The organism is Roseateles depolymerans, assembly GCF_003387155.1.
GTDB lineage: Bacteria > Pseudomonadota > Gammaproteobacteria > Burkholderiales > Burkholderiaceae_C > Roseateles > Roseateles depolymerans.
Map to the genome: position 1 here is coordinate 504,789 of NZ_QUMT01000003.1, position 17,823 is coordinate 522,611.

At 68.9% G+C, this 17,823-nt stretch carries 19 protein-coding genes and 1 riboswitch; of the genes, 13 read left to right on the plus strand and 6 right to left on the minus strand.

Features of this window, described 5'->3' with window-relative positions:
• Positions 1–4 precede the first annotated feature (4 nt).
• Genes DES44_RS16050 through cobA form a run of 7 tightly spaced genes read left to right on the plus strand, consistent with a single transcriptional unit; the run spans position 5 to position 5,643 of the window.
• Positions 5–1,378: a bifunctional cobalt-precorrin-7 (C(5))-methyltransferase/cobalt-precorrin-6B (C(15))-methyltransferase gene (locus DES44_RS16050; RefSeq protein WP_058937171.1), complete on the plus strand. Its 1,374-nt coding sequence runs from the start codon at positions 5–7 to the stop codon at positions 1,376–1,378.
• Complete coding sequence (gene cobI / locus DES44_RS16055) at positions 1,371–2,192, plus strand: precorrin-2 C(20)-methyltransferase (RefSeq protein WP_058933738.1); 822 nt, start codon at positions 1,371–1,373, stop codon at positions 2,190–2,192. The genes DES44_RS16050 and cobI overlap by 8 nt, the downstream gene beginning before the upstream one ends.
• Positions 2,189–3,067, plus strand: coding sequence for a cobalamin biosynthesis central domain-containing protein (locus tag DES44_RS16060; protein ID WP_083525301.1), 879 nt, complete (start codon positions 2,189–2,191; stop codon positions 3,065–3,067). The genes cobI and DES44_RS16060 overlap by 4 nt, the downstream gene beginning before the upstream one ends.
• The gene (locus tag DES44_RS16065) at positions 3,064–3,474 is read left to right on the plus strand and encodes a cobalamin biosynthesis protein (RefSeq protein ID WP_058933737.1); all 411 of its coding nucleotides are present in this window, start codon (positions 3,064–3,066) and stop codon (positions 3,472–3,474) included. The genes DES44_RS16060 and DES44_RS16065 overlap by 4 nt, the downstream gene beginning before the upstream one ends.
• Positions 3,471–4,478: a precorrin-3B C(17)-methyltransferase gene (cobJ, locus tag DES44_RS16070; protein WP_083525300.1), complete on the plus strand. Its 1,008-nt coding sequence runs from the start codon at positions 3,471–3,473 to the stop codon at positions 4,476–4,478. The genes DES44_RS16065 and cobJ overlap by 4 nt, the downstream gene beginning before the upstream one ends.
• Positions 4,475–4,882, plus strand: a complete 408-nt coding sequence (locus DES44_RS16075; RefSeq protein WP_058933736.1) for a (2Fe-2S) ferredoxin domain-containing protein — start codon at positions 4,475–4,477, stop codon at positions 4,880–4,882. Before cobJ ends, DES44_RS16075 begins: the two co-directional genes overlap by 4 nt.
• A gap of 8 nt (positions 4,883–4,890) precedes the next feature.
• Positions 4,891–5,643, plus strand: a complete 753-nt coding sequence (cobA, locus tag DES44_RS16080; RefSeq protein ID WP_233441654.1) for a uroporphyrinogen-III C-methyltransferase — start codon at positions 4,891–4,893, stop codon at positions 5,641–5,643.
• Here cobA and DES44_RS25665 read toward each other — a convergent pair.
• Positions 5,633–6,601 carry a PEP-CTERM sorting domain-containing protein gene (locus DES44_RS25665; RefSeq protein WP_232309916.1) on the minus strand — a complete coding sequence of 323 codons (969 nt, stop codon included), beginning with the start codon at positions 6,599–6,601 and terminating at the stop codon, positions 5,633–5,635. The two genes, cobA and DES44_RS25665, sit on opposite strands and share 11 nt — an antisense overlap.
• A gap of 273 nt (positions 6,602–6,874) precedes the next feature.
• On the opposite strand from DES44_RS25665, the gene DES44_RS16090 reads away from it, so the two are divergent.
• The 3 genes from DES44_RS16090 (at position 6,875) to DES44_RS16100 (ending at position 9,586) form a co-directional block, all read left to right on the plus strand.
• Entirely contained in the window at positions 6,875–7,240 is a 366-nt protein-coding gene (locus tag DES44_RS16090) for a glyoxalase superfamily protein (RefSeq protein ID WP_058933734.1), read from the plus strand.
• A 181-nt stretch (positions 7,241–7,421) separates the two neighbouring features.
• Positions 7,422–8,480 carry a glycosyltransferase family 9 protein gene (locus tag DES44_RS16095; RefSeq protein ID WP_083525299.1) on the plus strand — a complete coding sequence of 353 codons (1,059 nt, stop codon included), beginning with the start codon at positions 7,422–7,424 and terminating at the stop codon, positions 8,478–8,480.
• Positions 8,481–8,488: 8 nt separating this feature from the next.
• Positions 8,489–9,586: a glycosyltransferase family 9 protein gene (locus DES44_RS16100; protein ID WP_083525298.1), complete on the plus strand. Its 1,098-nt coding sequence runs from the start codon at positions 8,489–8,491 to the stop codon at positions 9,584–9,586.
• Here DES44_RS16100 and gmhB read toward each other — a convergent pair.
• Genes gmhB through DES44_RS16120 form a run of 4 tightly spaced genes read right to left on the minus strand, consistent with a single transcriptional unit; the run spans position 9,572 to position 12,184 of the window.
• Complete coding sequence (gene gmhB, locus DES44_RS16105; protein WP_083525297.1) at positions 9,572–10,174, minus strand: D-glycero-beta-D-manno-heptose 1,7-bisphosphate 7-phosphatase; 603 nt, start codon at positions 10,172–10,174, stop codon at positions 9,572–9,574. The two genes, DES44_RS16100 and gmhB, sit on opposite strands and share 15 nt — an antisense overlap.
• Positions 10,171–10,677 (minus strand): adenylyltransferase/cytidyltransferase family protein, encoded by a 507-nt coding sequence (locus DES44_RS16110; protein ID WP_058933731.1) that lies wholly within the window; start codon positions 10,675–10,677, stop codon positions 10,171–10,173. The genes gmhB and DES44_RS16110 overlap by 4 nt, the downstream gene beginning before the upstream one ends.
• A complete protein-coding gene (gene rfaE1 / locus DES44_RS16115) occupies positions 10,674–11,618 on the minus strand; it encodes a D-glycero-beta-D-manno-heptose-7-phosphate kinase (RefSeq protein ID WP_083525296.1) in 945 nt (314 codons plus the stop codon). Before rfaE1 ends, DES44_RS16110 begins: the two co-directional genes overlap by 4 nt.
• On the minus strand, positions 11,615–12,184 hold the full coding sequence (locus DES44_RS16120) for a D-sedoheptulose-7-phosphate isomerase (protein ID WP_058933729.1): 570 nt from the start codon (positions 12,182–12,184) through the stop codon (positions 11,615–11,617). Before DES44_RS16120 ends, rfaE1 begins: the two co-directional genes overlap by 4 nt.
• A 287-nt stretch (positions 12,185–12,471) precedes the next feature.
• Positions 12,472–12,561, plus strand: a riboswitch (cyclic di-GMP riboswitch).
• Between the two features lie 56 nt (positions 12,562–12,617).
• On the opposite strand from DES44_RS16120, the gene DES44_RS16125 reads away from it, so the two are divergent.
• Together DES44_RS16125 and DES44_RS16130 are read left to right on the plus strand one after the other, a co-directional pair.
• A complete protein-coding gene (locus DES44_RS16125; protein WP_198164889.1) occupies positions 12,618–15,254 on the plus strand; it encodes a S53 family peptidase in 2,637 nt (878 codons plus the stop codon).
• Between the two features lie 141 nt (positions 15,255–15,395).
• The gene (locus tag DES44_RS16130) at positions 15,396–16,172 is read left to right on the plus strand and encodes an alpha/beta fold hydrolase (RefSeq protein WP_058933727.1); all 777 of its coding nucleotides are present in this window, start codon (positions 15,396–15,398) and stop codon (positions 16,170–16,172) included.
• Positions 16,173–16,194: 22 nt separating this feature from the next.
• Here DES44_RS16130 and DES44_RS16135 read toward each other — a convergent pair whose 3' ends face one another.
• Complete coding sequence (locus DES44_RS16135) at positions 16,195–16,533, minus strand: hypothetical protein (RefSeq protein WP_232309915.1); 339 nt, start codon at positions 16,531–16,533, stop codon at positions 16,195–16,197.
• A 507-nt stretch (positions 16,534–17,040) separates the two neighbouring features.
• On the opposite strand from DES44_RS16135, the gene DES44_RS16140 reads away from it, so the two are divergent.
• Positions 17,041–17,820, plus strand: coding sequence for an alpha/beta fold hydrolase (locus DES44_RS16140; RefSeq protein ID WP_058933726.1), 780 nt, complete (start codon positions 17,041–17,043; stop codon positions 17,818–17,820).
• Positions 17,821–17,823 lie beyond the last annotated feature (3 nt).

Sequence of the window (17,823 nt, forward strand, 5' to 3'; positions counted from 1 at the left end):
AGGAATTGTTGTGAAAGATCCCAACCCCTGTCATGTGATCGGCGTGCTGGATGACGGCATGGCCAGCCTGAGTGCCACGGCCGGTGCGCTGATCCGCTCGGCCGATGTGGTCATCGGCGGCGGGCGCACGCTGGAGCTGTTCAGCCCCTGGCTCAAGCCCGGCGCCGTGCGGCATGACCTCACCGGCGCCCTCACCCGCGTGCCCGACTGGGTGCGCGCCGCACGCGAACAGCTGCAGCGCTGCATCGTGCTGGCGACCGGCGACCCGCTGTGCCACGGCATTGCCCCCTACCTGGCCCAGCATCTGTGCATCGACGCGCTGGAGATCCATCCCAATCTCTCCACGCTGCAACTGGCCTGCGCCCGCATCGGCCTGGCCTGGCAGGACGCGCGCATCGTGTCGGCCCACGGCAAGGACGCCGGGGAGTGGACGCGCGGCAGCACGCCGGCCCACGGGCTGTATCCGCTAGCCCAGGCACTGCGGGCCCATGACCGGCTGCTGGTGCTGACCAGCCCCTGCAACAGTCCGGACCGGATCGCCCGTCTGCTGCTGACCGAGGGCCTGGGGGACGATTTCCAGATGGCGGTGGCCGAGCGGCTGCTGCAGCCGCAGGAGCGTGTGCTGCCGCAGCTCACCGTCGCGGAAGCGGCGCAAATGGCGTTTGCCGATCTGAATGTGGTGCTGCTGTGGCGCCAGGTGCCGGTGCCACGGCCAGTGGTGTTCGGGCTGCCGGACGCGGCCTATCACCAGCGCCAGCCGGACAAGGGCCTGATCACCAAACAGGAAGTGCGCGCGGTGAGCCTGGCGCGTCTGCAATTGCGCGCCGACAGCACCGTGTGGGACATCGGTGCGGGCTCCGGCTCGGTCGGGCTGGAAGCGGCCCGGCTGTGCCCCCGGGGTCATGTGCTGGCCATCGAGAAGAACGAGGCGGATGTGGCGATCGCCCGCCGCAATCACGAGGCCTTCGGCGTCAGCAACTACAGCCTGCACCACGGCAAGGCGCCCGAGGGACTGGACCGCTGGCCCGCGCCGGATGCCGTGTTCATCGGGGGTTCCGGCGGTGAGCTGGCGTCCCTGATCGGCTTGATCCTGGAGCGACTGCGGCCGCAGGGCCGGCTGGTGATGAACTTCGTGACGCTGGAGAACCTCGCCACTGCCACCGCCGCGCTGCAGTCGCTGCAGGACCAGGGCGTCGAATGGGATGTGCTGCAGCTGCAGGCGGCCCGCAGCAAGCCCATCCTGCACATGCATCGCATGGTGGCGGAGAACCCTGTTTGGATCGTCTGCGCGTGGCGGGGTGAGAGTGGCGACAAACGCCACGAGGCCGATGCGGACCTCACTGCCGGGCAGGCTGCCAAGGAGCCGCGTGATGCGTGAGACCCTCGCCGTCACCCGCTCTGGCCCCGGCCGGTTGTGGGGCATCTCGCTGGGGCCGGGTGATCCGGGCCTGATCACGCGCGCCGCCTGGCAGGCGCTGCAGCGGACCGACACCGTCTGGGTCTATCCCGCCCGCAGCGGCAAGACGCCCAGTTATGCCTTCGACATCGTGCAGCGCGCAGGCCTGACGCCGCCGGCCACCCACAGCCAGCTGCTGTTCCCGATGACCCACGACGGCGAGAAGCTCGCCCGCGCCTGGCTCAAGGCGGCGGACACGGTGCTGCCCTGGCTGCGGGCGGGGCAGGACGTGCTGTTCCTGGTGGAGGGCGACGCCAGCACCTATGCGACCTTTGGCCATCTGGCCCGCACGGTGAAGTCGCTGGACCCGTCCATCCCGGTGCAGGTCATTGCCGGCGTCAACGCCTTCACCGCCGCCTGCGCCAGTGTGGACACCCCGTTCGCCGAGCAGGACGACACCGTCGCCATCGTGCCGGCGGCCTACGGCGTCAGCGCGGTGGACCGCCTGCTGCCCGACTTCGACACGCTGGTGCTGATGAAGATCAAGCCGCTGATCGGTGAGCTGATCGACTGGCTGGAGCGTCGCCAATTGCTGGACGGCGCGCACTTCATCGAACGCGTGGGGGCGCCGGACGAGCGCCGGGTCTCAGGACCGGCGCTGCTGGCCCTGCGCGGCGAAAAGGTCAGCTACCTCTCGCTGCTCATCGTCAAAAACCCGCACCGCATCCGCGGTGAACGCATCAAGGGCTGCCTCAAGAAGAGCAGCCCGATTCCGGACTCCGTGGACACACCATGACCGCCTCATTCAAGACTTCCTTGCCCACCTCCGCTCCGTTGACCGCCGCGTCGGGTGATGCCGGCGCCGCTGGTGGCACGACCGAGCCGCGGCTGTGCCTCGTGGCCATCACCAAGCACGGCGCTGCGCAGGCCGCCCGCCTGGCCGCGGCGCTGCCGCAGGCCCAGGTCTGCACCTCCGCCAAGTTCGCCGACGCCTTTGCCGGCCTGCCCAACACCGTGCGGGCTTATGACGGCGCGCTGCGAGACCAGATCGCCCCGCTGTTCGCGGAGCAGGACCAGCTCATCTTCTTCGTCTCGCTCGGTGCCGTGGTGCGGCTGATCGCGCCGCATCTGCGCGACAAGGACGTGGACCCCGGTGTGATCGTGGTGGACGATGCCGGCCAGTACGTCATCCCCGTGCTGTCCGGCCATGTCGGCGGGGCCAATGAGTGGAGTGAACGCGTGGCCGACCTGATCGGCGCCACACCGGTGCTCACCACCGCATCGGACGTGGGCAAGACGATTCCGGTGGACATCCTCGGCCGGCATCTGGGCTGGCGGGTGGAAGCGCCCAAGATCAACATCACCCGGGTGTCGGCCCATGTGGTCAATGGCGAGCCGATCGCCTTCGTGCAGGAGGCCGGCAGTCCGAACTGGTGGATCCGGCCCACGCCGCTGCCCGCGACGGTGCACCGCTTCGATCGATTCGACGCCGTGGACCTGTCGCGCTTTGCGGCGGTGCTGTGGGTCACCCATGCGCCGGTGCCGGCCTCGCTGTGGGAGCAGCTGCATGAGCGCCTCGTGGTGTATCGGCCTCCGCTGGAAGGCGATGCGGTCCCCGCGGACGCTTGCGCCACGGGCCCTGCAGGCGCCCCTCAGCCAGGCCGCGCATGACCGAGCCCCGGTTGACCCTGGGCATCGGCTGCGACCGCGGCACGTCCCTGGCCACGCTGCTGGAAGCCGTGGACGCCGCGTTGCAGCTGGCCGGCGCGCAGCCCAGCCAGGTGGTGGGCGTGGCCAGCATCACGCTCAAGGCCGATGAACAAGGCCTGCTGGACCTGGCCGCCGCACGGCGCTGGCCGCTGCAGTTCTTTCCGCCGGAGGTGCTGGCCGGCGTGCCGGTGCCCAACCCGTCCGAGACGGTGCGCCGCCACACCGGCACGCCGTCGGTCAGCGAGGCCGCCGCCCTGCTCGCCGCCGGCCCGGACACCCCGATGACCGCCCTGGTGGTGGAAAAACTGCGTCACCGTGGCCGCGACGAGCGCCACGCCACCGTATCGATTGCAAGGAAGACGTCATGACCGATCTCGTTGAGACCCCCGCCGCCCTCGCGGGAAAAATCATGCTGGTGGGCATCGGCCCCGGCAGCGTGGAGCACATGACCCAGCGGGCCCGCGCCGCGATTGCCGAAGCCGACGTTGTCATCGGCTATGTCACCTACATCAAGCTGGTGGCCGATCTGATCGAAGGCAAGGAGATCATCCGCAAGTCCATGACCGAAGAGCTGGACCGTGCCGTCAGCGCCCTGGAAGCGGCGCGTCAGGGCAAGAAGGTGGCGCTGATCTCGTCGGGCGATGCCGGCGTCTACGGCATGGCAGGCCCAACCTACGAGGTGCTCTTCCAGGCCGGCTGGACCCCGGACGATGCCGTGCAGGTGGAAATCATCCCCGGCGCCTCGGCCTTGAACAGCTGCGCCGCGCTGGTGGGGGCACCGCTGACGCATGACTTCTGCGCCATCTCCCTGTCCGACCTGCTCACGCCCTGGCCGACGATTGCCCGTCGGCTGGATGCCGTGGCCATGGCCGACTTCGTGGTGGCGCTCTACAACCCCAAGAGCGGCCGACGCACGCGGCAGATCGTGGAAGCCCAGCGCCTGTTCCTGCGCCACCGCCGGGCGGACACGCCGGTGGCCATCGTCAAGAGCGGCTATCGGCGCCGCCAGAACATCGTCTTCACGACGCTGGACCAGATGGCGGAGGCCGACATCGGCATGCTCAGCACCGTGCTGATCGGCAACAGCAACACCTTCATCCGGCACGGCCTGATGGTGACGCCCCGGGGTTATGCCAACAAGTACGACCTGGAGGACGGCGGCAGCACCCGCGAGGGCGAGAAGGCCGGACGGTCCCTCTCCACCGGGCTGCTGGGCTGGCTGGAGCAGATCCGCGCGGACCATGCCGAGGGCGTGGACGTGGCCACCCTGGCCCGTCAGCACCGCCTGCCGCAGGACTACATCAGCGCGGTGCTGGCCGAGCCCGATGCGCTGCCAGAGGAACCGGCCCCCGCTGAAGAGGACGCCGCATGAGCGAGACCCCCGTCATCAAGCCCAAGATCGGCGAATACCGCCGCCACATCCTCGTCTGCACCGGTGAGCGCTGCACCAGCGACGGTGCGTCGCAAGTGCTGTTCGACAGCCTGGGTGACAAGTTCAAGGCGGCCGGCCTGACCGCCGGTCCGCTGCGGGTCAAACGCACGCGGGCCAGTTGCTTTGCGGCCTGCAAGGGCGGACCCATCGTCTGCGTGCAGCCCGACGGCACCTGGTACTACAACGTGACGCCGGAGAACATGGACCGCATCATCGAGCAGCATCTGTGCGGTGGGAAGCCGGTGGAGGACCTGGTCTTCCATCAGGCCCAGTCACCGGACGATGAGGACGCCGGCGCCTGTGCGGTCGCGCAGGCCCCACAAGGCAGCGGAGGCAACGCTTGAAGTCCCAGGTGCTCCTGACCCCGGGCAGCGTGGCCCTCGTGGGCGCTGGCCCGGGTGCCGCGGACCTGCTGACCGTGCGGGCCTGGGCCTGCCTGCAGCAGGCGGACGTGGTGCTGCACGACCTGCTGGTGAGCGACGACGTGCTGGCCCAGCTGCCGGCATCGGTCGAGCGCATCAGCGTGGGCAAGGCCGGCGGTCGCCACAGCTGGGCGCAGCGGGACATCTGCGCGCTGATGGTCGACAAGGCCCGGGCCGGATTGCGGGTCGTGCGCCTCAAAGGGGGCGACCCGTTCGTGTTCGGCCGGGGCGGCGAGGAAATGGAGGCGCTGATGGAGGCGGGCATCCCTGTGCAGGTGGTGCCCGGCATCACCGCGGCGGTGGGCGCTGCTGCATCGCTGGGCTTCCCGCTGACCCATCGCGACCATGCCCACAGCTGCATCTTCGTCACCGGCCATCTGCAGCACGACACCCTGGCGCTGAACTGGTCCTCGCTGGCGCAGCCGCGACAGACGGTGGTCATCTACATGGGCATGACCGGCGTGGAGACCATCGCACGCGAGCTACAGGCCGCCGGCCTGCCGGCCGACACGCCGGTGGCCGTGGTCCGTTATGCCACGCGGCCCGAGCAGCAGGTGTGGACCGCGTCCCTGGCCGGCCTGCCGGGCCTGGTGAAGGACCACGGCCTGGCGCCGCCCTCGCTGCTGGTCATCGGTTCGGTGGTGAGCCTGCTGGCACGCGCGGAGCAGCGGCTCACGCCTTGACGGCGCGGCGTCGCCACATCACCAGCAGGCCCACGCCGGCCAGCAGCATGGCGTAGGTGGACGGCTCGGGCACCGGGGCGGCCAGTTGCTCGTAGGCGATTTGCTGCAAGGCGGAGACCTGCCCCGCCGTCAGGCCCAGCTGGGCGGCGGACGTCTCATTGGCGCCCAGGCTGCGCGGGTCCAGGCCGGTCACATGGCCGAAGACCGTCAGGGCCTCCAGGTAGCTGCCGTAGAGGCTGGCGTGATAGTTGTCGTTGGCCCAGAGCTTGACCTTGCCGGGGTCGATGCCGTCGTACGGATTGGTGTCGGCAAAGCCCTGCGTCATGGCGCGGTTCCAGGCCAGCCCGACCGGAATCACGCCGCTGACGGTGTCCCAGGTGGCGTCGGCGAGTTCATAGCCGGCATTCACGTCCTTGGCCATCTGGTAGATATCCTTCCCGTACCAGGCGCCGCTGGGCAGGTAGGTCTGGTCCGCGCGGGACCAGGTGGCCATCAACTGCACATCCACCTGGCTGTTCCTGGCCTTGAAGGCATCGGCCAAGAGGCCGGCGTACTGCACCAGCTTGGCCGGATTGCCGGGACGGCTGGCGTCCAGCGTGCTGTAGCTCTGCAGCACCACCTTGTCCCAGGCCTTGTCCAGCACCGCCAGCTTGTTGTTGTAGTGATAGTCCAGGCCCTGGCCGGGCGCGGTTTCCAGGCTGACGTCATAACTCAGGCCCGCCTGCACGGTGAAGGCCTTGAACAGGGCCGGGATGCCGCCGATGCCTTCCTGGTTCAGGTCGGTCACGGTGCCGGCATTCCAGTACTTCACGGCGGAGCCTTCCCCAAAGGTGAAGCTGTTGCCGACGAATAGGATGGTCTCGCCGTGGGCCAGGCTGGCCGACAGCGCCATCGAGGCGCCCATCAGCAGGCCGGTGATCGTGGGACGCCAGGCGAGGGAATTCACAGGTGTGCGCATTTGTCTTCCTTTGAATGACCACACAGCGGTCTGTTGTGATGCGGAAGCTCTGATCCTGCCGCTCTGAGTGGGGATGGACAGCGACAGGCGTCACCGCTGGCGGCGACACCGCTGTCCCCTGCGTGGGCCCCGGCCAGGCGTGTCCAAAGCGTCCCCAAGGCGTGTCGATTGCCAGGGCGCGCACAGGGGTTCCGACAGGTGCACGCCTTGCTCCACAATGGCCCGCAGAGGCCTGCGGTGGTGCGGGCCTCATGACCCTTGCCGGATGTTTTCATGACCCTTGGTGCGACCGTTCCCTTGCTGCGCATCTTCGACGAGGCCAAGGCCCGGGAGTTCTACATCGACTTCCTGGGCTTCCAGGAGGACTGGGCCCATCGCTTCGAGCCCGCCCTGCCGCTCTACCTGCAGGTGTCACGCGATGGCTGCGTGCTGCACCTGACCGAGCATCACGGCGATGCCTGCCCCGGCGCCGCGGTGCGTATCGACACGACCGACATCGAGGCGCTGCACCGCGAGCTGATCGGCAAGCAGTACGGCTATGCACGTCCCGGCCTGGAGGACATGCCCTGGGGCAGCCGGGAGATGTCGGTGAAGGACCCGTTTGGCAATCGCCTGACCTTCACCATGGACCTGGACTGATCGGATTGGAGCGGATCGGCACCGCGGTTTGTGTCACGTCCGACACGAACGAACCCGATGAACACGGCCCGGGCGCAGCGATTGCCAAGTTTCTTGGCCGGTTTTCAAAGATTGGGTAAAGCTCTCTCCACAGCCGGGGCGCTGGGCCCATGATGCAGCCGGTTTTCGCCCGACTGTGCCCATGAGTTCCACCCACCCCGCCGTCCGCCGCCCTCGTACCGCCGTCCTGCATCAGTGGGTCGGCATGGGCGATCTGGTCTGGCATGTCCCCTACCTGCGGCGCATTGCCGAGACCAGCAGCGAAGGCCAGGTGTCCCTGATCGCCTCGCCCACCACTTTCGCTCGGGACCTCGTCGGCCATGAACCCTGGCTGCGGGAGGTCATCGATTTCGACCGCCATCCCCGCCGCGAAGAAGGCCGGGTGGGCCGGCACCGCGGCATCGCGGGGCTGGTGCGCATGGGCCGGGAGCTGCGGCCGATGGGGTTTGAGCGCATCGTGCTGCTGACCCATCACACCAACCGGTCGATCGTCGCCAACATTGCCGGCATTCCAGAGCGGCTGGGCTACGGCAGCAACGGGCTGCAGCGGCTGTTGCTGAGCCGCGGTCCCTGGATCGAGCCCTATCGCGGTCCGGCGGTGAAGGCCTACCAGGACGTGACCGCCTTTGCCATCGCGCAGGGCTGGGCGACCGAGCCGATCGTGCCCAGCCTGGTGGTCCGCCCGGATGCGCTCGCGGTCGCCCGCCAGCGTCTGGTCGACCTGCCGCGACCGCTGGTGGCCCTGGCCGTCGGCAGTTCCGAGCCCTACAAGCAATGGGGCGCCACCCGCTTCTCCGCACTCGCCACCAGCCTGGTGCATGCCGGCTGCGGCGTGGTGCTGCTGGCCGGACCGGCAGAACGCGTGCTGACCCAGACCGTCATCAACAGCATGGCCGCCGCCTTGCGCCCGTGCGTGCGGGCCATCACGCATGGCAGCGTGGCGGAGACGGTGGCTGCGCTGTCGCTGGTGCACGTGTGCGTGGGCAATGACACCGGGGCGGCCAACATCGCCGCCGCGGTGGGCACGCCCACCTGGGTCATCCTGGGGCCCCGGCCGCCGCTGGAACATGACCCGCAGACGCTGCGGGCGCTGGTGGCGCCCCGGCTGGAGGACATCACCCCCGGCGATGTGGTGGCCAAGGTCCTGGCCACCCTGCGCCGTTCCGAGACGGTGCCCCTGCGCGAGGCCGCCCTGACGTGAATCTTCCGATGGTGAATTCCGCTTCATCCGCTTCATCCGCTGCCGATCCCCGCCCCGCCACCGCCGTCCACATGCGCCACAACGGCATGGGCGACCTGGTGTGGCATGCCGAGTATTTCCGCCTGGTGGCCGCCACCAGCCGAGACGGCCAGGTGACCGTGGTGGTGCCGCCGTCCACCCGCGCGCGAGACCTGTTGGGTCATGAGCCCTGGGTGCGGGAGGTGATCGATTACGACCGCCGTCCTCGTCGCAGCGAAGGGCGACGCGGGCGGCACAGCGGGCTGACCGGGCCGCTGCGCTTCGGCGCGGAGCTGGCTTGCCGGCAGCTCGACCGGATGGTGCTGTTTTCGGACCGCCCCGGACGCACCCTGGTGGCCTGCCTGCGCGCGGGCATCGGCACGCGCATCGGCTACGGCACTACCTGGCTGCAACGTCGACTGCTGACCGAAGGGCCGCGCATTGCGCTCTACCAGGGCCCGGCCGTCGGCCTGTATCACGACGCCACCGCGCTGGCCATGGCCCACGGCTGGTGCCATGGTCCGGTCGTGCCGCGACTGACCGTGCGGCCCGATGCGGTGCACCGCATGCGCGAGCGACTGCAGGCCCTGCCCTGGCCGCTGCACGTGATGGCGATCGGCGCGTCGGAAACCTACAAGCAGTGGGGTGCGCGGCGCTTCACCGCGCTGGCCACCTTGCTGGCGACGCGGGGCCACGGTGTGGTGCTGCTGGGCGGTCCGGCGGAAACCGCCTTGTCGCTGGAGATCCTGTCCGGCCTGCCGCAGCCGCTGCGCCGGCAGGTGATGGCCTTGACCGACCTGCCGGTGCCGGACAGCGTCGCGGTGCTGTCGCTGGCGCAGACCTGCATCGGCAACGACACGGGCATGTCCAACATCGCGGCGGCGGTGGGCACGTCCACCACCATCGTGCTCGGCCCGCGGCCACCGCTGGAGCATGACCCGGTGCACATCACCCTCATGCAGGCGCCGTCCCTGGAGGACATCCGGGCGGAACAGGTGATGCAGCAGGTGCTTCAGCTGAGGGTGTCAACGGGCGGCACGTCACCGGGTCCGGGCGCCCGGCAGGCACAGTCACTACGGATGGTGTGACGAGCCCGCCTCGGCAAGCCAGTGGTCCACCGCGTCCTGCAAGGAGCGGCAGGGCGAGGTGTGGCAGCGCGGGGTGCGGGCCATGGGGCACAGCAAGTCGTCCGGCTCCCCCACGCCATCGGTCGCCACTAAAAACGCTCGGCCCACGCCCGCCCGTTGCGCCGCCTCCATGTCGGAAGCTTTGTCACCCACCATCACCGACCGCGCCAGGTCGATGCCCAGCCGATGTGCCGCCCGCAGGATCATGCCCGGCTCGGGCTTTCGGCAGTCGCAGTGGACGGCATAGGCCGGCACCGCCGCGCCGGGCAGATGCGGGCAGTACTCGATGGCGTCGAGCTGGATGCCCTCGCCGTGCAGATGCTCGCGTAGCCGCTCGCCCAGCGCCCGCACGTCCGACTCGGCATACAAGCCGCGCGCCACCCCAGACTGGTTGGTGACGATGACCAGCGCGTGCCCCGCGGCCTGCAGGCGACGAAGCGCCTCCACGGCGCCCGGCACAAACTGAAAGTCTTCCCAGCGATGGACATAGCCGTGATCGAGATTGATCACGCCGTCACGGTCCAGGAAGGCTGCGCTGCGGCCGCTCACCGCAAACCGTTCTGCCGGATGCGTTGCACCAGCGACGTGGTGGAGTACCCCAACACAAAAGGAATGGCGAGGGACGCTCCGCCCCAGCTCGCCATCAGACGGGTCTCGGCCAGCGTCGCCATGTCGTAGTCCCCGCCCTTCACATACAGCGCCGGACGCACGCGAGCCAGCAGCTCGCAGGGCGTAGGCTCATCGAAGAACAGCACCCGGTCCACCGCCGCGAGACCGGCCAGCACCAGGGCGCGATCGTGCTCGCGGTTCAGGGGGCGGTCCGGTCCCTTGCCCAGGCCGCGCGCCGAGGCGTCCGAATTGATCGCCACGAGCAGGCTGCCTCCAAGCTCGCGAGCCGCATGCAGGTAGCTCACATGGCCGCGGTGCAGTACATCGAACACCCCGTTGGTGAAGACCCAGGGACGCGGCAACCCCTCCAGCGCCTGGGCCAGCGCCTCGTCGGTCAAGGCGCGGGCATCCAGCAGCTTGGTGTCCAACGCGGGGAAAGTCATGCGGCCAGTTCCTCGTAGCGGACGGCAGCGGTGCCGAACTTGCCAACGACGATACCACCGGCCTTGTTGGCCAGCGGCATGGCCGTGGCCAGGGGCTGACCGGCTGCCACCAGCGCCGCCAGCGTGGCGATGACGGTGTCGCCCGCGCCGGTGACGTCGAACACTTCCCGCGCCCGAGCGGGCTCATGCTGGACGGCCTCGGACGAAAACAAGGTCATGCCTTCTTCGGACCGGGTCAGAAGGATGGCCGCCACCTGGATCTCTTCACGCAGCGCCTGCACGCGCCGGACCAGATCGGCCTCGTCCCGCCATGGGCCCACCACCTGGGTCAGTTCAGCCCGATTCGGCGTGATGAGACTCGCGCCCGCATACCGGCGGTAGTCGTTGCCCTTGGGGTCCACCAGCACCGGCTTGCCGGCGGCACGGGCCAGGCTGATCATCCGATCGATCGGGGTCAAGGCGCCCTTGGCATAGTCAGAGAACAGCACCACATCGTGCTGGTGCACCTGCTCGGCAAAGGCCGCTTCCAGGCGCGCCAGTGCCGCAGCGGCCGGCGGCTGTTCCACATCGATGCGCAGAAGCTGCTGCGCACGTCCGATCACCCGCAGCTTGACGATGGTGGACATGCCTTCGTCCGCCATCAGCAGCGGCTCCACGCCACTGTGCAGCAGCAGGCGTCTGAGCGCATCGGCGGCGGCATCGTCACCGGTCACCGTCAGCAGGCTGGCCTGCGCGCCCAGGCTGGTGACGTTGAAGGCGACATTGGCCGCGCCGCCCAGTCGATCCTCTTCCCGCTCCATGCGAACCACCGGCACCGGTGCTTCCGGCGAGATGCGTTCCACGACGCCATGCCAGTAGCGGTCCAGCATCACATCGCCCACCACCAGCACCCGGCATGCGGCCAGCGAGGGCAGGGGCGGCATCCTGAGCTCGGTGCTCATGCCACACCGAGACCGGATTCGATGAGGCCGCACAGCGTGTGGCCGATCAGCAGATGGGCTTCCTGGATGCGGGCCGTCACCTGGCCCGGCACCACGATGGCCGCGTCGCACAGCGAGCGCAGCGGGCCACCGTCCCGGCCCAGCAGGCCCACGGTGTAGATGCCGATCTCTCGCGCCGCCTGCACCGCCTTGATGACATTGGGGGACTGTCCCGAGGTGGAGATGGCCAGCAAGGCATCGCCCGGTCGGCCCAGCGCATGCACCTGGCGGGCGAACACATCGTCGAAGCTGTAGTCGTTGCCGATGCAGGTGAGCGCGGAGCTGTCGGTGCTCAGGGCCAGGCCGGCCAGCGGGCGTCGGTCCTTCATGAAGCGACCGGTCAGCTCCGCGGCCAGATGCTGGCAGTCGGCCGCCGAGCCGCCATTGCCGCAGAACAGCAGCTTGCCACCGGCGCCCAGCAGCGCCGCGAGAACATCGCCCGCGTCGGTGATGGTCGTGTCCAGCACGGACAGCTCCGCCATCAGGGCTTGATGGCTCGTCAGATTCGATAGAAAGAGTGAAGTCATGGCACGCAGATCAGTGGCCAAGATGATGCGTCGGCAACCGATAAGCCTGCGTCAGGCGGCCTCAAAGAAAGGTAAAGAGAGATGGCTGCCTCGACAAACACAGGCCCGGCCGGCGCGCCAACCTGAAGCTGCGCTGAGCCCACGGCACAGATAGCGCAGCCTCGTGCATGACCGCACAGCTTCTTGAAGTGCGGTGTACGGAAAGCGGATGGGGGCGTCTTGCGCCCTTGCGTTCGCTCGTTGCCGTCGAAACAATTCGTGACTGCGGGTTTCCCTGAAGGGCAGTCCCGCAAAAAGGGCAAACCAGTCGAAAGGCTGGGGCGCAAAGCTTCCGGCCTACCGCATGTAACCCATGCCACGGCAGCGGGGCCGCCGCAGGGCCGTCGAGACGGCCCGGTGAGTGGCTGCGCGCGTGGTTTCACCGACAGTCGCCATGCAGCATCTTCCGTCTTTGGCCTCTCCCGGCTCTTACCGCGCCGGCCCCCTGGCCGCCGCGTTCCTGGCGAGTCTGGTCCTCACGCTGGCGGGATGCGGCGGAGGCGGCTCCGAAGCCACCCCTGGCACATCACCGGCCGCCGCCGCCTCCGCGGCATCGGCCGCTGCGCTGGCCGCATCCCTTCAGATGCAGCCGACCTATCACCTGTCGCCGGTCTTGCCGGGCGCCCCCTCCGAGGTGGACCGCGACGGCAGCTCCAGCAGCGCGCACCAGCAGCCGCGGTCGGTGTCCATCCCTGCCTCTCGCCAGGGCATGTCCACCCGGGCCCTGACCTTCCAGGAGGTCGCGGACGGCACGGGACGCGCCACGGTCTTGAGCACGAACGCCTCACCGCAGGCCACCGCCGCCGCCAGCGTCACCTACACGCCGGCGCAGATCCGCGCGGCCTACGGCCTGCCGCCGGTGCCCAGCAACCTGACCGGGCTGACAGCCCTGCAGGCGGCGCAGCTCGGAGCCGGCCAGACCATCTACATCGTGGACGCCTTCCACGACCCCTATGCCTTCGGCGAACTGTCGGCCTTCAGCAGCCAGTTCGGTCTGCCGGCCTGCACCCGGAAAACCCTGTCGCCCACCGCGACCCTGCCGCTGCCAGCGCCGTCCACCACGGCGACCACCTGCGAGTTCTACCAGGTGGCCAGCGGCACCGGTGGCACCATCGCCGCGAGCTTCCCGCGCTATGACGCGCAATGGGCCACGGAGATCGCGCTGGACGTGCAGTGGGCCCATGCCATCGCGCCGCTGGCCCGGATCGTCCTGGTGGAGGGCAGCGACGCGAGCCTCAACGCGCTGGGCAGCGCCATTCAACTGGCCAACCGCATGGGGCCCGGTGTGGTGTCGATGAGCTTCGGCGCGCCTGAAGGCAGCTATGTCAGCAACTACGAGTCGCTTTTCAAGGCGTCCGGCATGACCTACTTCGCGGCCACCGGGGACAGCGGCACGGCGGTGAACTGGCCCGCTGCGTCTCCCTCCGTCGTGGCGGTGGGCGGCACCAGCCTGCGCTACAGCGGCACCGGCGCCCGCACCGAGACGGCCTGGTCCCTGGCCGGCGGAGGCATCAGCGCCTATGTGGCCCTGCCCAGCTACCAGAACGCCACGCTGCTGCGCAACACCGCCATCACCCGGCGCGCCGTGGCCGATGTGTCGATGAATGCAGATCCGACCACCGGCCAGTATGTGGCGGTGATTCCCAACCAGACGACCTGCACCTTCTGCCAGGTCAGCTGGGTCACCACGGGCGGCACAAGTATGTCCGCGCCCCAATGGGCGGGCCTCGCCGCCGTGGCCAATGCCCAGCGGGCGCAGGCCGGCAAGGGGCCCATGGGTGCCCCCCATGCAGCGCTGTACCAGGCGCTGTCCAATGCAACGACTTACGCCACCGCCTTCCTGGACGTGACGGCCGGCAGCAACGGCCTGTGCGTCATCTGCGCGGCACGCGCCGGCTATGAAGCGCCGACGGGTCTGGGCACGCCGAACGGGCTGAACATGGTCAACCTGCTGGCCAGCGCCACAGCCCCGGTGGCACCGGTCGCCCCGACCGTGGTGGCGTCCACGGTCAATGGCAACTACGGCATGGCCCTGAGCTTCACGCCTTCCGTGTCGGCCACCAACCCGGTGACGCTGTCGCTCAGCGGCGCGCCGGCCGGCATGGTGCTGTCCGGCAGCAGCGTGACTTGGCCGAGACCGGTCACCGGCAGCTTCAAGGTCACCGTCACCGCCAAGGACAGCAAGAACGGCCTCACCGGCAGCGGCGTCTACACCGTGGTGATTGCACCGCCGCCGCCGCCTATCGTCAGCAGCGGCAGCCTGACCACCACCGTCGGCAAGGCGCTGAGCGTGCCGGTGTCGGCCGGGGACCGGTATCCCGTCAAGCTGAGCCTGGTCGGCGCACCGGCGGGCATGACGCTCACCGCGCCCACCGTCAACGGCGCCCTGCTCACCTGGCCCAGCCCGGTGGCCGGCACCTTCCGATTCACCCTGCGTGCGGACACGACGCAGACCGGCCTGTCGTCCACCGGCAGCTATGTGGTGGTGGTCAACCCCGCAGGCGCGCCGCAGGTGGCATCCGGCCAGATCGCCCTCAATCCGGGGACGGCCTGGAGCACGTCGGTGTCGGTGGTGGCGGCCAATGCCTACACCTTGAGCCTGAGTGGCGCGCCCGCTGGCATGACGATCAGCGGGACGGGCGTGCTGTCCTGGCCGAGCCCGGTCGCCGGCACCTATGCAGTGACCGTGTCTGCCCGTGACACCAAGACAGGCCTGGTGGGCAGTGGGGTGATCAACCTGATGGTGGGCAGCAGCACCGGCCCGGCGGTCTTCAGCACGGTCTTCACCGGCGTGGCCGGCAAGGCCCTGAGCGGCACGATTTCGCTGACCGATGCGGGCGCCAGCCTGTCGGGCCTGTCGCTGGCCAGCAATCAGGCGGGCATCAAGTTCAGCACCTCGCTCGGCATGGCGACCACCACCGTCTCCTGGCCCGCGCCGGTGACCGGCAACTGGTGGATCCAGGTGTCCGTGACCGACAGCGCCGGACGCAGCTCGATGGCGACCATTCCGGTGATCATCAACGCAAAGTAAAACGGGCGGCGTCCTCTCCCATCGGGGACACCGCCGCGGCTCCCGTCTGTATCTGGCCGACTGGCCAGGTGAGAGACGCGGAGCCGCCTTGCGCGACCTATCGTTGTGGCGTCACAAGCTTCCACAACGAAAGCACACGCCATGCGCAACTTCCTCAAGGGCCTTCTGGCCGTCAGCACCCTCAGCCTGGCCGCGTCTGCCGCGCTCGCCGCCGACAACAAGCCCACCATCGTCCTGGTGCACGGCGCCTTTGCCGGCTCCTCCAGCTGGAACGGCGTCTATGCCGAGCTGTCCAAGAAGGGCTACACCGTGATTGCCGCCGCCAACCCGCTGCGCAGCGTCGCCGGAGATGGTGCCGCCGTGGCGGCACTGGCCAAGTCCATCAACGGGCCGGTGGTGCTGGTCGGGCACTCCTACGGCGGTGCGGTGATCTCCGCAGCAGCCAACGGGCTGAGCAATGTGAAGGCGCTCGTCTATGTGGCGGCGTTTGCGCCGGACCAGGGCGAAAGCGCACTGGACCTGACCGGCAAGTTCCCGGGCTCCACCCTGCCGCCCACGCTGGCAGCACCGGTCAAGCTGGCGGACGGCGGTGAAGACCTGTACGTGCAGCAGGACAAGTTCCCCAAGCAGTTCGCCGCCGATGTGCCGCTGGCCCAGGCGCGTGCCATGGCTGCGACCCAGCGTCCAATTGCCGCTGCCGCGCTGAAGGAAGCCGCACCGGCGCCCGCCTGGAAGAGCATCCCCAGCTGGTCGATCTACGGCACCGGCGACCTGAACATTCCGCCGCAGGCCATGGCCTTCATGGCGGAGCGGGCGCAGTCGAAGAAGACGGTGGTCATCAAGAACGGATCCCACGCGCTGATGGTGTCGCATCCGAAGGAAGTGGCGGCGCTGATTCAGGAAGCGGCGGCGAACTGATCGGCCAGCGCAAGGCCGGGGTTCAGCGCTGCCGCAGTGCTGCCAGCGCGTCGCGTGCGGCCTGCTCGGTCTGCACCGACCGGTCCAGCGGGCTCAGGCAAAGTCCTGCCACGTCGTACTGCTGGTTCTCATACAGCTCCGCCGTGGCGGGGAACACTTCCAGCAGCTGCGGCAGGGCCACATGGCCGGCCTGCTGCGCCAGTTCGGCGCTGACACGCGCCACCAGCTGACGGTATTGGCCGGGGTCGGGCGCGCGGCCGCTTCGCTCCAGCTTCTCCAGCATGGTGGCCAGATGGGCCAGATTGTTCAGCGTGGCCGGCAGTCGGACCACGCGCGTGCTTGCATCGGTGGATGAACTCATGGTGCTGACAGGGGCTGAATCACAGTTCCTCTGTACATGGGCGCGGGCGCGAAGATTTCAAGTCTGGGCGCTCCAAGGGGGCGGCGAACACGACCTCAAACATCCCCGGGCACCTCGGAGCGAGCAGCGCCCAATGGCCCCGACTCGCCCAGGGGATCTTGAAATCCACTTCAGGCTTGCCCAGAATTTTTGCCTGTCTGAACAACCTGCTGCTCAGGTAGGAGAGACAGATGGCACGATCAGGCAGATTCTCCGCAGAGCCCTTGCCGGCGCGAAAGACCGCGCACGGTCCCTTGACCGATGCCCAGCTTCGGGCGTACCTCGCGGCCCGGGAAGCCATGCGTCAGCTCAAGCCCTCGGGAGGGCCGTGTTTTGCCAGAAACTGGCGGCCCCCGGGATGGATGTCCGCGCAGCGCTCGCAGGCAGCGCCCGATGGCAAGGGGTCCGGGGACGCGGAGGTGTACGGCGCCTGTAAAGTCGGATGACTTTCATTCTGCAAGCAGCGCCATGACACCCACCGTCGTCTTCCTGCATTCCACGGGATTGGGCCCCTTCATGTGGAGTCCTTATCAAGCCCTGCCGGGCGAGGCGACGGTGCTGACGCCGTTCAATCGCGGCTATGCGCCGGGGGATGAAGTGCGCCGGCCGGATCAGGTGCGGGTGGCGGAAGACGTGGCGGCCTTGTCCAGCCAGTTGGCCGACGTGGAAGGCGACCTGCATCTGGTGGGCCATTCATACGGCGGCCTGCTGGCCCTGGAGCTGGCACGTCAGCAGCCGGACCGGGTGAAGTCGCTCTACCTGTACGAGCCGGTGGTGTTTGCCGCGCTGCGCGCCCGCGCCGATGAGATCGACCCGGCCGCGGCGGCCGATGTGCGGCAGCTCTACAGCGATGCGAGCTTCTTCGACGATGACGTCAACGGCGGCGACGAGACCTGGCTGCAGCGGTTCATCGACTACTGGAACGGCCCCGGTGCGTGGCAGGCCATGGGGGAGCGCGCCCGTGCAGCGATGCGCCGGGTGGGCTGGAAGATGCACCTGGAAGTGAAATCGGTGTCGGTGGATGCGCGCCCGTTCGAGGCCTATCGGCTGCCCATGCCCGTCACCCTGGTGGCCGGGGAGAGGTCACCGGCCACGGCCCGCGAAATGGCGCGACTGCTGGCCGCTGAGCTGACCGGCGCCACGCTGCATGCGCTGCCAGGAGCCGGCCACATGAGCGTGCTGGACCGCGCCGATGCGGTCGGGCCGACGATGGCCGCGCACTTCAAGCGGGTGCTGCAGCCGCGCTGAGGC